11 protein-coding genes are annotated in these 13,122 nt (G+C 62.3%); 6 read left to right on the top strand and 5 right to left on the bottom strand.

Going from position 1 to position 13,122, the window contains the following annotated elements; all coding sequences use genetic code 11:
- Nucleotides 1-27: 27 nt before the first annotated feature.
- On the bottom strand, nucleotides 28-1,209 hold the full coding sequence (locus JQ600_RS08895) for an ABC transporter substrate-binding protein (protein WP_212390525.1): 1,182 nt from the start codon (nucleotides 1,207-1,209) through the stop codon (nucleotides 28-30).
- Between the two features lie 150 nt (nucleotides 1,210-1,359).
- On the opposite strand from JQ600_RS08895, the gene JQ600_RS08890 reads away from it, so the two are divergent.
- Entirely contained in the window at nucleotides 1,360-1,872 is a 513-nt protein-coding gene (locus tag JQ600_RS08890; RefSeq protein WP_192736665.1) for a DUF3280 domain-containing protein, read from the top strand.
- A 16-nt stretch (nucleotides 1,873-1,888) separates the two neighbouring features.
- On the opposite strand, the gene fghA is transcribed toward JQ600_RS08890, so the two are convergent.
- Both fghA and JQ600_RS08880 read right to left on the bottom strand, forming a co-directional pair.
- On the bottom strand, nucleotides 1,889-2,734 hold the full coding sequence (gene fghA, locus JQ600_RS08885) for an S-formylglutathione hydrolase (RefSeq protein ID WP_212390524.1): 846 nt from the start codon (nucleotides 2,732-2,734) through the stop codon (nucleotides 1,889-1,891).
- A 34-nt stretch (nucleotides 2,735-2,768) separates the two neighbouring features.
- Nucleotides 2,769-3,389: a response regulator transcription factor gene (locus tag JQ600_RS08880; protein WP_212263403.1), complete on the bottom strand. Its 621-nt coding sequence runs from the start codon at nucleotides 3,387-3,389 to the stop codon at nucleotides 2,769-2,771.
- A gap of 229 nt (nucleotides 3,390-3,618) precedes the next feature.
- Here JQ600_RS08880 and JQ600_RS08875 point away from each other — a divergent pair, with 229 nt between their 5' ends.
- On the top strand, nucleotides 3,619-4,992 hold the full coding sequence (locus tag JQ600_RS08875; RefSeq protein ID WP_212390523.1) for a histidine kinase: 1,374 nt from the start codon (nucleotides 3,619-3,621) through the stop codon (nucleotides 4,990-4,992).
- Between the two features lie 127 nt (nucleotides 4,993-5,119).
- Nucleotides 5,120-7,543 (top strand): TonB-dependent receptor domain-containing protein, encoded by a 2,424-nt coding sequence (locus tag JQ600_RS08870; protein ID WP_212465733.1) that lies wholly within the window; start codon nucleotides 5,120-5,122, stop codon nucleotides 7,541-7,543.
- A 39-nt stretch (nucleotides 7,544-7,582) separates the two neighbouring features.
- Here the strand turns inward: JQ600_RS08870 and JQ600_RS08865 are convergent, their stop codons facing one another.
- Both JQ600_RS08865 and JQ600_RS08860 read right to left on the bottom strand, forming a co-directional pair.
- Complete coding sequence (locus JQ600_RS08865; protein WP_212263406.1) at nucleotides 7,583-7,966, bottom strand: YkvA family protein; 384 nt, start codon at nucleotides 7,964-7,966, stop codon at nucleotides 7,583-7,585.
- Between the two features lie 65 nt (nucleotides 7,967-8,031).
- Nucleotides 8,032-9,003, bottom strand: a complete 972-nt coding sequence (locus JQ600_RS08860) for a LysR substrate-binding domain-containing protein (RefSeq protein WP_212390521.1) — start codon at nucleotides 9,001-9,003, stop codon at nucleotides 8,032-8,034.
- 148 nt (nucleotides 9,004-9,151) lie between these two features.
- Here JQ600_RS08860 and JQ600_RS08855 point away from each other — a divergent pair, with 148 nt between their 5' ends.
- The 3 genes from JQ600_RS08855 to tkt are packed head-to-tail and all read left to right on the top strand — an operon-like array spanning nucleotide 9,152 to nucleotide 13,108.
- Nucleotides 9,152-10,192: a class 1 fructose-bisphosphatase gene (locus tag JQ600_RS08855; protein ID WP_212390520.1), complete on the top strand. Its 1,041-nt coding sequence runs from the start codon at nucleotides 9,152-9,154 to the stop codon at nucleotides 10,190-10,192.
- Nucleotides 10,193-10,205: 13 nt separating this feature from the next.
- Complete coding sequence (locus JQ600_RS08850; protein ID WP_212263409.1) at nucleotides 10,206-11,081, top strand: phosphoribulokinase; 876 nt, start codon at nucleotides 10,206-10,208, stop codon at nucleotides 11,079-11,081.
- On the top strand, nucleotides 11,078-13,108 hold the full coding sequence (tkt, locus tag JQ600_RS08845) for a transketolase (RefSeq protein WP_212390519.1): 2,031 nt from the start codon (nucleotides 11,078-11,080) through the stop codon (nucleotides 13,106-13,108). The genes JQ600_RS08850 and tkt overlap by 4 nt, the downstream gene beginning before the upstream one ends.
- Nucleotides 13,109-13,122: the final 14 nt, after the last annotated feature.

Genomic DNA, 13,122 nt, shown 5'->3' with positions numbered 1-13,122 from the left:
GACGCCACATCCGCCATTCCTCCGTTTTCAGTTCAGTTTGCATTTGGTTTCGGGCCGGTCGACGCCGAGTGTGTCGAGTTCGGAGTACTGATGCAAGAAACCCTCCTGCGGCGAAACCGAGACGATCATGCGGCCGTCGACCAGCAGGATCGGCTGGCGTAGTTGCAGGTTCCAGTCCCGCAGCGTCAGCCGTTGTCCCTTGAACGCCGCAACCGAAAAATCCGGTCGCTTGAGAAAATCAAACACCGATTTCGGGTCGCCGGAGTTGGTGCGCGATGTCGCTTCGCCGATCATGCGCGCGGCGGTCCAGGCCTGCATGTCCCGCGCCGTCATGCGCCGCGAATTCAGTTTGACGAAGCGGTTCTGGATCTGGATCGCGCCCCACTGGTCGTGCGCCGCGTCCCAGCTCGTCGGCACAAGGCCGGCCGAGCCGGCGATCGGACGCGGGTCCCAGGTCCGGTAGGGCAGATAGGATGCGAACACTTCGCTTTCGTCCGCCGCGACGAGGACGTCATAGGCCGGCGCAGCTTGCGTAAACACCGGCATTTGGCGCTGGATCAGCGTGACACCGCTGTCGGTGCGCCGCGCGCCGCCGGTATCCTCGAAGACCCGCTCCTGAACGATCTTGGCGCCGAAGCGGGTCGCCGCGCGCCGCAGCGCATCGGCGTAAAGCTTGTCGGGCTCGTGTGAGCCCACCACCAGCAGCCAGCGCTTCCACTGCTTCCACACCAGATACTGGGCCAGTGCGTCAGCGAGCATCGAGCGGGTCGGGGCAACATGGATCACATTGGCACGGCAATCCTGCTCACGCAGCCGGTCGTCGATCGCTCCGGCGTTGAGCAGCACGGTTTTGCGATCGCGCAGTGCATCGGCCGCCTTTAACAGCGCGTCGGCGGGCAGATCGGCGATGATGATGCCATTGCGGTCGGCGAGGGCCATCGCCGCCTTGGCGACATCCTCGCCATCTTTCAGGCGAATTTCCTCAAGGAAGAAACGCTGATTGAGGAATTTGCCGGTGGTGTTGTTGTCCTCGATCGCCAGCCGCGCACCGGCGATGCCGTCATTTTCCGACGGTTGCTCGACAAGGGACAGTTTCGATTTGATGCCGGCCTGACCGAGATAGCCGACGCGGATGTCGATCGGGTCGGCCGCGAACGCGGAACTGGCCACGATGCTTAGTCCGATTGCGCCGATCAGCCATCGGATCATGGACGCTCCCTGAATTCTCCTCCTCGACTTGACGACGATGGAGGGATACTTGTCTCGCAAGCACACTCGACTTGAAACTTGACTGAATTGTTCTAGCTTGCAAGTCCGCATTTCGTCGTTGTTCGACCGTCGATGTGAGGGATCACGATCATGAGAGCGCAGTTTGTCTTTGCCGCGCTGATGCTGCTGGTGTCGGTGCCGGCGCGTGCCGATCCGCCGAAGCTCGCGATTTTCGATTTCGAGCTGTTGGACACCAGCCTCGAAGGCGAAATGAGGGGGCCTCAGGCCGACGAGCATGATCGACTGATCCGCATCAGCGATCTGGTGCGCCGGCAGTTGACGGAATCCAGCAAGTTCGAGCTTCTGGACATCTCGCCGGTGAAAGCTGCCGCTGAGGGCAGCAATCTGCAGGCATGCGGTGGTTGCGACGTCCAGTATGCGCAGCGCATCGGCGCGGATCTCGTCATCACAGGTGTCATGAAGAAGATCTCGACCCTTATTCTCAACCTGACCATCTTCGTGCGCGACGCCCACACCGGACAGCTCATCACCGCAATGAATGCCGATTTTCGCGGCAACACCGATGAATCCTGGACACGGGCGACGAGCTATCTCGTGCGCAACCGGCTGCTGGCGCCCAATTATGGCAGGCCCCAGCCATAATGGACTGCGCAAAATTTCAGGCTCTCAGGCGCGCGGCGTGCCAGCGCAGATGGTCGCCCATGAAGCTGGAGATGAAGAAATAGCTGTGGTCGTAACCACCCTGGCGGCGCAGCGTGAGCGGAATGTTAGCCTTCTCGCAGGCGCTTTTCAGCAACTCGGGACGAAGCTGTTCGGCAAGAAACGAATCGGCGTCGCCATAATCCACCAGTAGATCGGAGAATCTGGCGCCGTCCTCGATCAACGCAACCGCATCATGTTTGCGCCAGGCCTGCCCGTCGCCGCCGAGATAGCCTCCCAGCGCCTTGATGCCCCACGGTACTTGTGAGGGAGCAACGATCGGCGCAAAGGCGCTGGCGGCGCGGTACCGGTCGGGATGGCGCAGTGCGACGGTCAGTGCACCATGGCCGCCCATCGAATGACCGAGGATGGATTGCCGCCCGGCATCGACGGGGAAATTCGCGGCGACCAGTTTCGGCAGTTCTTCCGTGACATAACTCCACATCCGGTAGTTACGCGCGAACGGCGCCTGTGTTGCGTCGACATAAAAGCCGGCGCCGAGCCCGAAATCGTAGGCACCGGCGGGATCACCGGGCACCTTGTCGCCGCGCGGGCTGGTGTCCGGCGCGACGAAGACCAGTCCGAGTTCAGCGCAGGCGCTGCGGAACTCGCCTTTTTCCGTGACGTTGGCGTGGGTGCAGGTCAGTCCCGACAGATACCAGACCACCGGCAGCCTTGCGCCATCCTGATGGGGAGGGACATAGACCGAAAACGTCATGTCGGTCCCGGTCTCGGCGCTGGCGTGCTTGTAAACGCCTTGCGTGCCGCCATGCGACTTGTTGAGCGAAACCGTTTGAATTGTCATGAACTCTCCGTTGCCGTGCCGCGTCGCGCCGTCTTTAGGCCACGCCGTTGTCGATGGCCAACCGCACCAGTTCGGCGGATGTGCGCACGCCGAGTTTGTGGCGCATGATCGAGGATGTATTGGCGACGGTCTTGTAGGAGGAATGGATCAGCCACGCGATTTCGGACAGGCATTTGCCTGCGCTGAGCAGGCGAAGTATCTCCATCTCGCGCGCCGTCAGTTTTGAAAGCGGGCTCCTTGCGTACGAGGGTCCGGCGAATGCAATGCTTTGCGCGATCGCCGGCGGCAAATAGACCCCGCCCTTTGCTACCTCGCGGATGGCGTCAACAAGATCCTGGGGATCTCCGGTCTTGGAGACAAAACCCTTGGCGCCGACGTCGATGGCGCGCACGGCGAATACCGGGTCATCGTTCATGCTGAACATGATGATACGCGCCGACGCATCGCGCCCAAGCAGGCGTCGCGCCAGTTCGAAGCCGGACACCGTCGGCAGGTTGATATCGAGCACGCAGATATCGGGATGCAGTTCGCCGAACACGCGCTCGCCGCTCTCCGCGTCGGAGGCTTCCACGACATCGATCTCCGGCTCGTCCGCGAACAAGGCACGACAGCCCGAAGCGACGATGCGATGATCATCTACGATCAGAACGCGCATTGGCATTGGTCCCGAATAGCCGCGTCAATCCCGTTGTGCACCGCATCAGGTGAAACACCGGCGCAGACTTCGGGGCGATACCTGCCGTCGATGGTCATGCAACCCGGGCGATGTTGCTATACGCTTCGATTAGATAGACGCCGGTTTTATCTGTCAACGCTCTGCTCGATGATGAATTGAAGACGAGTTCGCTCTCAGGCAAAGGCGATTTCACTCCTGGACAAATGATATGTGGCAAAAGCTTTCGTTACGTGCCCGGATCAACCTGCTGCTCGCGCTCGTCCTCACGCTTGGTCTGGCCATCAATGTTGCGCGGTTGGTGCTCGAGGCCGGGCCCCGGGTTCAGGCTGAAGATCAAAGCGTCATACGATTGGCGCGCGAGTTCATCGATACGATCGTTGCAGGACTAAAAGAGGCGCCGGATCCCGAAGCGCGACTGAACCAGATTGTCCACGACCTCAACAAGCTGCGTCACGTCAGCATCACGCGACAGAGCGAAGCCATCGCAAGATCCGGGATCGCGGACAAGCCGGACGACAATGCCGACGTACGCTCGCCGCCGGCATGGTTTGTCAGGCTTGTTCACCCCGAACAGACCACGGTGAACGTGCCGATTTCGATCAAGGGAAAACCGGACGCGCTGCTGATCACGTCGCATCCGAACGACGAGGTGGCCGAAATCTGGGACGGGATATTCACCCAGCTCCTGATCGGCGCCGCGATTGCGATCGTTCTTTTCCTCATTACCAGCAGGGTCGTTGGCCGGGCGCTCGCGCCGATCCAGACCCTTTCGGGTGCGATGGCGAAGATCGAGGCCGGCGGTTACGACACGCGCGTGAAACCGGACGGGCCGCCGGAACTCGTTGCCATTTGCGACAAGTTGAATCACCTTGCGGCCACTCTGGGCGATGCGGTTGAAGACAAGCGGCGCCTGGCCGAGCGCGTCGTCTCGCTGCAGGATGTCGAACGCAAGGAAATTGCCCGCGAACTGCATGATGAATTTGGACCCTATCTCTTCGCTTTGCGGGTGCACGCCAGCGCCCTGACGCGGATTGCGGATGCGGGAGATCCGAGCGCGGAGGCCACGCGAAGGCACGGCAGTGCCATATTGGAACAGCTGAATGCCTTGCAGCAGTCCAATCGCCGGGTTCTTGAAAAATTGCGTCCGGTGGGACTGACGGAACTCGGCCTTCGCGAGGCGCTCGGCGCGCTGCTGCGCCTGTGGGGAGAGTCTCACCCCGAAGTCGCTATCGAAACGGCGATCTCGCCCTCGTTGGGCGACACCGGCGAGACGGCTGACCTGACGATCTACCGCACCATCCAGGAAGCGCTGACCAATGTATTTCGCCACGCCGGCGCCACCAGCATCAAGGTAAGCGTTGAACCGGCCGAACTGCCTGTGGGCCTTGCGCGTACCGGCCGCGGCGGCGCGCTGGTGCGGGTTCGTGACAATGGCAACGGATTGGGGCCCGATCACAAGCTGGGCTTCGGGTTAACCGGCATGCGCGAGCGCATTTTGGCGCTGGGCGGCTCGCTTACGATTGCATCAGGAGATAGCGGGGTAACGGTCGAGGCCTTGGTTCCCCGGGACGTGGGGCGCTAATTCGGGAATTTTTCCCGAACTCGTTCGGGACGTTTTGTATGGTGCGCAACTTTTTTTGACGCCCTAAGATCGCCGGCGGCGTACCGGCAGACATCAATGCAGCCGGATTGGGACGGGACGAAGTAAAATGGGCGCGCGATTCCTGTTTATCGGGACAATATCACTGTGTCTGGTTCCCGGGAGTGACTGTGCTCAAGCCCAGGACGCGCCCGGTGCGACCGAGGTCCTACCCGCGATCGAGGTGGTTTCGCCGGGGACAGCTGCCAGGCCCGCCCGCAGCAGAAATGCGCCCCGGGCGACCAGGAACGTCCGCAGGGTTTTCGTCTATCCGACCGCGCCCACGCCGACGGCGGGTTCTGGAATGGATGTCGACAAGGTGGCGGCAAGCGTCAATGCGGTCGGAGCCGGACAGATTACGCGCACCGGCTCGCTCAACATCGCGGACGCATTACAGCAACAGGTGCCGGGTATCATCATCAGTGATACGACCGGAAATCCGTTCATGCCCGATATTCAGTTTCGGGGTTTCGTCGCATCTCCGGTCGCCGGTACGCCTCAGGGACTGGCGGTTTACCAGAACGGCGTGCGCGTCAACGAAGCGTTCGGCGACACCGTCAACTGGGACTTGATCCCGACGGCCGCGATCAGGTCGGTCACCGTCGTCACCAACAATCCCGCCTTCGGTCTCAATGCGCTGGGCGGCGCCGTCAACGTTCAGATGAAGGATGGCTTCAACTATCGCGGCGCCGAAATCAACACGATGGGCGGTTCGTTCGGGCGCATCCAGAGTTCGGCGCAGTATGGCAAGCAGATCGACAATTTTTCCGTCTATGGCGCGCTGGAAGGCGTGCGTGACAATGGCTTTCGCAATTTTTCGGAGTCGGCCATTCGCCGGTTCTACGGCGATGTCGGCTACCGGACCGATAGCAGTGAATTTCACCTCAATGTGGGCGTCGCCAAGAACAATTTCGGCGCGGCTGCGACGGTGCCGGCTGAACTGCTGCAGAACTACTGGGGCGCCACCTACACCACGCCGCAGACGACATCCAACCAGGTTGCATATGCCAATCTGACCGGAAAGGTCGAGGCCACGCCGACCTGGACGATCGAAGGCTCGGCGCGCGTCCGCGCTTTCAGGCAAAAAACGGTGGATGGCAATCCGACCGAGACGGAGCGATGCGCGGCCGATCCGGGCCTGCTTTGCTTTAACGACGACGACGTCCCGGCGAATGGCCTGAACGGCGTCCAGCTTGCCAATCCCTTCCCTGACAACGCCGTGCTGGGACAGATCGACCGGACCACAACCCGTTCGGTCACGACGGGGGCAACCCTGCAGGCAACCAATACCGATCAGCTGTTCGGGCACAACAATCAGTTCATGGTCGGCGCCAGTATCGACTCCGGCGTCACCCGGTTCGGGGCCAGCGCCGAACTCGGCACCATCGGTTCGAACTACGTCGTCAACGGCAGCGGCATCTATCTCGGACCATCCGGCGAGCCGATCGCGATCGGCCCGGTTTCGCTTCGCGCCACCAACCGCTACACCGGGCTCTACGCGTCAGACACGTTCGACGTTACCGATAGATTTTCGATCACGGGCGGCGGCCGGTTCAACCATGCGCATATTAAGCTGGAGGATCAGATCGGTACGGCGCTCAACGGCGAGCATACGTTTACCCGCTTCAATCCGATGATCGGCGGCACCTACAAGATCACACCCGCCTTGACTGCCTATGCGGGGTATTCCGAGGCCAATCGAGCACCGACCCCGCTGGAGCTTGCGTGCGCCGACCCCTTGCGCCCCTGTCTCATTGCCGCATTCCTCATCGCCGACCCGCCGCTGAAACAAGTCGTGTCCCGCACCATCGAGGCAGGCTTCCGCGGAACGTCGGAGCTGAATATCGGAACGTTGAGTTGGAAAGTTGGTGCGTTCCGCGCCACCAATGCCGATGATATCCTCGCGATTCCGAGCCCGGAGCTGCAGGGATTTGGTTACTTCCAGAACGTGGGTTCGACACGGCGCCAGGGCATCGAGGCCCAGGTCAATCTGACGTCGAAGACACTGCAACTTTATGCCAGCTATGCCCTCGTGGATGCGCGCTTCCTCGATGTGCTGCAGGTCGGCTCCAACAGCCCGTTCGCCGACGACAACGGCAATGTCCAGATCCTGCCGGGCAATCGAATTCCGGCGATCCCCCGCAACCGGATCAAGTTCGGCATCGACTATTCGGTCACAGACGCCTTCAAGGTCGGAGGCGATGCGCTGTTCGTCGGCAACCAGTACTTTGCGGGCGACGAATCCAATCAGGCGCAGCGCCTGCCGTCCTATGCGGTTTTCAACCTGCACACCTCGTATCAGATCAACAAGACGTTCCAGATCTACGCCCGTGCGGACAACATCTTCGACAACCGCTATGCGACCTTCGGCACCTTCTTCGATACGGGCGACGTGCCCAACTTCGCCAATGGCGGTGCGCCCTTCACCGATGCGCGTTCGCTCAGCCCGGCGCGGCCGCGCGCCTTCTACGCAGGCCTGAAGGCGACGTTCTAAACGAACGGCGCGTCACGGGATGCCGATCAAAGCCGGCCTTCACGGCCGGTTCCACCAGGCATGGCCGATCCATCCCAACACCAATGCGCCTGCAATCCACAACAGGATGATAACAGCCATTCCGGCCCGGCTGGTCGGACGCTGCGCGGCCGCGTTCGCCTTGGCGCGATACTCGACCATGATCTCATCGGGAATCAGCGTCACCACGAGCCAGATGCCCAAAGGGAGCAGGATCAACTCGTCGAGATAACCGATGATGGGGATGAAGTCCGGAATGAGGTCAATCGGCGACAGCGCATATCCGGCAACGGCAATGGCGAGCGCCTTCGCGTACCACGGCACGCGCGGATCGCGGGACGCGAGATAGATCGCGTGAGCGTCGCGTTTCAGGCCCTTGGCCCACGATTTGATACGAGAGAGCATTGCGCCTTCCAGTGTACCGGATTCCTTGGCCAAGGTAGCAGCGTGAGCAGAACTTGCGGCGCATCTCAGCCGCGCTTTTTGCGGGTTGACGACCGGGTGAGACGCAGGCGGCCATAGGTGCGCGGCAGAAACTGCTTGCCCCTGGTGCTGAGGAAATCGAGCATCGCCTGCGCCGGCGGCAGCAAGACCTTGTCCTTGCGGGCGAGCACGAACCATTGCCGGACCACGGGAAGGCCGTCAACGTCGAGCACAGTCAATCGCCGTTCATCGAGTTCGGTAGCCACCGTGTGCGCGGAAATGAATGCAATGCCCAAACCTGCGATCACGGCCTGCTTGATGGTCTCGTTGCTGGTCATGGCAAGGCCGATCTTGGGACGAATGCCGGCGGATTCGAACAGCTGCTCCATCAGGCCGCGCGTTCCGGATCCGGGTTCGCGCGTCAGGAAAGTCTCGCTCGCAAGCTCGCCCGGCGCGATGCGGGATTTTCGCGCCAGCCGATGTCCCGTCGGCGCGATGATGACGTGGGGGTGATCGCCGATAAGGTGAACGTTCATGTCGATGTCGGCCGGCGGGCGGCCCATGATCGCAAAGTCGAGATCGTAGCCGCGTAGCGCCGTGCCGATCTCCTGCCGGTTACCGATCGAGAGCGTGACTTCGACGTCCGGGTGACGCTTCGAAAATCCTGAAATCATGAACGGCACGAAATATTTCGCGGTGCTGACGGCGCCGATCGAGATGCGGCCGGCCGTCTTCCCCGCCATCATCGCCATCGTGGTTTCGCAATCTGATATCGCCGCCTCGATCCGCTCAGTCAGCGCCAGCACTTCGCGCCCGGCATCCGTCAGCAGCATGCCGTCGCCGGTGCGCTGGATCAGCGGCAGCCCGGCGAGTGCCTGCAAATTACGAAGCTGCAGCGTGACCGCGGGCTGGGTGAGATGGAGCTGTTTGGCCGCTGATGTGACCGATCGGCTTTTTTGAACAGCGGCCAGTGCACGCAACTGGCGGATCGTCACTTCTCGCAATAACCGGCCTGCCATCGCCGCACCCTTTATAACAAAAACTTTGCTCAGACCAAAGATAACAAAATTTTACTAATTCGGCAAACTGCGTTTCCTTTGACATCGCGGATTGCCAAACCGGCGAGACGCTTGAGAGCCCCCGAAAGAGGGCACAGGGGAGACGGCCATGGACGAGCGCGTGACGCTGCGTTCACATCTCGATCGGTCCGCGTTGCAGACGCCGCTGCATGGCGCTGCGCTTGCCGACGTGATCAAGGCGATTGCCGCCGCTTCCATCGAACTTGCCGGGGTGATCGCGGATGGACCGTTCGCAGGCATCACCGGGCAGAACGGCGGCATCAATCCTGACGGCGATCAGCAAAAGGATATCGATGTCGCCGCCGATGAAATGATACGGCGCGCCTTGCGCGGCACCCCGGTGGCGGCGGTTCTTTCCGAGGAAGCGGCGCTGCCGGAAACCTTGCGTCCCTCGGCGCCGTTCTGTGTTGCGATCGATCCGCTCGATGGATCGGCCAACCTCGACAACAATATCTCGGTGGGCACCATCTTTTCGATCCGCCCCAGGGGCAACGACCTGCTTTCGACCTTCTTCGAGCCCGGCACGGCGCAGTGCGCCGCGGGTTTCATCGTCTACGGTCCGCAGACCACGCTCGTCCTCGCGCTCAATGCGCGCGTCGATGTCTTTATGCTCGACCGCCACGCGCAGGAGTTCGTGCAGACCCGGCAGGCCGTGCAGATCGCTCGCAATATGCCGGAGTTCGCCATCAACGCGTCCAATCACCGCCACTGGCACGGGCCGGTCCGCACCTATATCGACGAGTGCCTCTCCGGCACCAGCGGCGGAGGCGAGGCGGATTTCAACATGCGCTGGATCGGTTCGCTGGTGGCCGAAGCGCTTCGCATCCTGGTGCGTGGCGGCGTGTTCCTTTATCCGGCCGATGCCCGCCCGAGCTATCGGGAAGGGCGGCTTCGCCTGCTGTACGAAGCCCATCCAATGGCGCTGATCATGGAATGGGCGGGAGGCGCGGCGTCGACCGGGCGCCGGCGAATTCTGGAACTGGCTGCGAAAACCCCGCATCAGCGGGTGCCGCTGATCATGGGATCCGTGCACCACGTGCGCGACGTTACGGCCATTCACGACAGGATCGAACCGATGTTCGACAATAGCGACGCACCGCTGTTTGCGCGGCGCGGTCTGTTTCTCTGACGAGGCGAACGACATGTCGCGGGCTCATCCCATCATATCAATCACGGGTTCGTCGGGCGCCGGCACGACGTCGGTGAAGAAGACGTTCGAGCAGATCTTCCGCCGCGAAAAGGTGGTTGCGGCCTATATCGAAGGCGATGCCTTCCACCGCTACAATCGCTTCGAGATGCGCACGAAAATGCTGGAGGAAGCAGAGCGCGGCAACAAGCATTTCAGCCATTTCAGCCCGGAAACCAACCTGTTCGTCGAGCTGGAACGGGTGTTCCGGGACTACGGCGAGTCCGGCACCGGAACGACGCGTCACTACATCCACGACGACGAAGAGGCGAAACTGTACGGCGCCGAACCGGGCACGTTCACCGACTGGCGCCGATTGCCTGAGAATTCCGACCTGCTGTTCTACGAAGGACTGCACGGCGCTGTGGTCACCGACAAGGTCAACGTCGCACAGCATGCCGATCTCAAAATCGGCGTCGTGCCGGTCATCAACCTGGAATGGATCCAGAAGCTGCACCGCGACCGCAGCGCCCGCGGCTATACCGCGGAGGCGGTGACCGACACCATCCTGCGGCGCATGCCCGACTACGTGAACTACATCTGTCCGCAATTCGCCGAGACCGACATCAACTTCCAGCGCGTGCCGACCGTCGATACGTCGAACCCGTTCATCGCGCGTTGGATTCCAACGCCGGATGAATCGATGGTGGTGATCCGCCTGAGGAATCCGCGCGGCATCGATTTTCCGTACCTGCTGTCGATGATTCCGCACAGCTTCATGTCGCGCGCCAATTCGATCGTGATCCACGGCGCGAAACTCGATCTGGCGATGCAGCTCATTCTCACCCCGCTGATCCTGCAACTGATGGAACGCAAGAGGCGCACGACATGAACGCTCCCCTGTCCCGTATTGCCGGCTATCCGGATGTTTCGCACGCGGAGATGGCCAATGCGATCCGCTTTCTGGCGATCGATGCGGTCGAGCAGGCGAAATCCGGTCATCCGGGCATGCCGATGGGCATGGCTGACGTCGCCACCGTTCTGTTTTCGCGATTCCTCAAATTCGATCCGGCCGACCCGGCATGGCCTGACCGCGATCGCTTCGTGCTATCAGCCGGTCACGGCTCGATGCTGCTGTATGCGCTGCTGCACCTGACGGGCTATGAGGGCGTGACCTCGGACGAGCTCAGAGCCTTTCGGCAATGGGGATCGAAAACGCCGGGACATCCCGAGTATGGCCATACCCCCGGCGTCGAGACCACCACCGGGCCGCTCGGGCAGGGCATCGCCACGGCCGTGGGGATGGCGCTCGCCGAACGGCTGATGAACGCGCGCTTCGGCGACGACTACGTCGATCACTTCACCTATGTGATATCAGGCGATGGCTGCCTGATGGAGGGCCTCAGCCATGAGGCGATCTCGCTGGCGGGCCATCTCAGGCTCAATCGCCTGATCGTGCTGTTCGACGACAATGAGATTTCGATCGACGGCGCGACCTCGCTGTCGTGTTCGGATGACCAGCTCGCACGGTTCAAGGCCTCCGGATGGTCGGCCTGCCGGATGGACGGCCACGACCCCGAAGCCATCGCCGCTGCCATCGAACGGGCCCGCACCAGCGACCGGCCGTCGCTGATCGCCTGCCGCACGCTGATCGGCTTCGGGGCGCCGAACCGCCAGGGCAGCGAAAAAGCCCATGGCGCGCCGCTCGGCGCCGATGAAGTCGCAAAGACCCGCGATGCGCTGAACTGGCCGCATCCGCCGTTCCAGGTTCCGGAGCATATCGCGACGCAATGGCGCAACGCCGGCGCACGCGGGCATGCCGCCCGCCGCAGCTGGATCGAGCGGACCAAGCGCTGTGCCGTGGCGCGCTCGCCGTTTCACGATGCCCTCAATCGCAATCTGCCGTGCGGCTACGTCGACGCGATGGCGGGCCTGCGCGATCGCTTCGCCGCCGAGCGGCCTGATATCGCGACCCGGCAGGCCTCGCAGCTGGTGATCGACGGAATCGCCGAGGCGTTGCCGAACCTGCTCGGCGGCTCCGCCGATCTGACTCATTCCAACCTGACGCGCGCCAAGACACATCGGCCGGTGCAGGCCGATTGTCTCAACGGCAGCTACATTCACTACGGCGTCCGCGAGCACGCGATGGCGGCGGCGATGAACGGTATCGCGTTGCATGGCGGCTTCATTCCCTATGGCGGTACGTTTCTCAGCTTCGCCGACTACAGCCGCCCCGCGATCAGGCTGGCGGCGTTGATGGGTATCCGCGTCATCCATGTGATGACGCACGACTCGATCGGGTTGGGCGAGGATGGCCCCACTCACCAGCCGGTCGAGCATCTGGCATCGCTGCGGGCGATCCCCAACCTGCTGGTGTTTCGCCCCGGCGATGCCATTGAGACCGCAGAAGCCTGGGATTGTGCGTTGCGCGCCCAAAATAGCCCGTCGCTGCTGTGCCTGTCGCGGCAGGCGATGCCGACGTTCCGCGAAGCCGGCGAGCAGAATCTGGTCGCGTTCGGCGCTTACGTCGTGGTCGATCCGGAGGAAGGCCGTGACGTCACCCTGATCGCCACCGGCTCGGAAGTATCGATCGCCATGCACGCGGCCGAACTGCTGGCAAGCGTCGACGTCCGCGCGGCCGTGGTCTCGGCGCCGTGCTTCGAATTGTTTCGCCAGCAATCGCGCGAATATCGGACCGCGGTGCTCGGACGCGTGCCGCGGGTCGGTGTCGAAGCCGCGGTCGAAGGCGACTGGGCGCGCTGGCTCGGCGATGACGGCGAATTCGTCGGCATGACCGGCTTTGGCGCCTCCGCACCGGCCGAAACGCTCTACCGCGAGTTCGGCATCACCGCTGACGGAGTAGCGAAGGCTGCCCTGCGCTGCATCGCGCGCGCGAGAATGGCGGTGAACGACACATGATCGCCTGCAAACAG

The organism is Bradyrhizobium sp. AUGA SZCCT0176 (assembly GCF_018130145.1).
Classification (GTDB): domain Bacteria; phylum Pseudomonadota; class Alphaproteobacteria; order Rhizobiales; family Xanthobacteraceae; genus Bradyrhizobium.
This window is presented reverse-complemented; position numbering and strand designations above follow the sequence as displayed.

Coding starts and splice junctions, on each gene's coding strand:
- JQ600_RS08880 (WP_212263403.1), bottom strand. CDS start 3,389: ATGCGCGTTCTGATCGTAGATGATCATCGCATCGTCGCTTCGGGCTGT.
- JQ600_RS08865 (WP_212263406.1), bottom strand. CDS start 7,966: ATGCTCTCTCGTATCAAATCGTGGGCCAAGGGCCTGAAACGCGACGCT.
- JQ600_RS08860 (WP_212390521.1), bottom strand. CDS start 9,003: ATGGCAGGCCGGTTATTGCGAGAAGTGACGATCCGCCAGTTGCGTGCA.
- JQ600_RS08895 (WP_212390525.1), bottom strand. CDS start 1,209: ATGATCCGATGGCTGATCGGCGCAATCGGACTAAGCATCGTGGCCAGT.
- JQ600_RS08850 (WP_212263409.1), top strand. CDS start 10,206: ATGTCGCGGGCTCATCCCATCATATCAATCACGGGTTCGTCGGGCGCC.
- tkt (WP_212390519.1), top strand. CDS start 11,078: ATGAACGCTCCCCTGTCCCGTATTGCCGGCTATCCGGATGTTTCGCAC.
- JQ600_RS08855 (WP_212390520.1), top strand. CDS start 9,152: ATGGACGAGCGCGTGACGCTGCGTTCACATCTCGATCGGTCCGCGTTG.
- JQ600_RS08890 (WP_192736665.1), top strand. CDS start 1,360: ATGAGAGCGCAGTTTGTCTTTGCCGCGCTGATGCTGCTGGTGTCGGTG.
- fghA (WP_212390524.1), bottom strand. CDS start 2,734: ATGACAATTCAAACGGTTTCGCTCAACAAGTCGCATGGCGGCACGCAA.
- JQ600_RS08870 (WP_212465733.1), top strand. CDS start 5,120: ATGGGCGCGCGATTCCTGTTTATCGGGACAATATCACTGTGTCTGGTT.
- JQ600_RS08875 (WP_212390523.1), top strand. CDS start 3,619: ATGTGGCAAAAGCTTTCGTTACGTGCCCGGATCAACCTGCTGCTCGCG.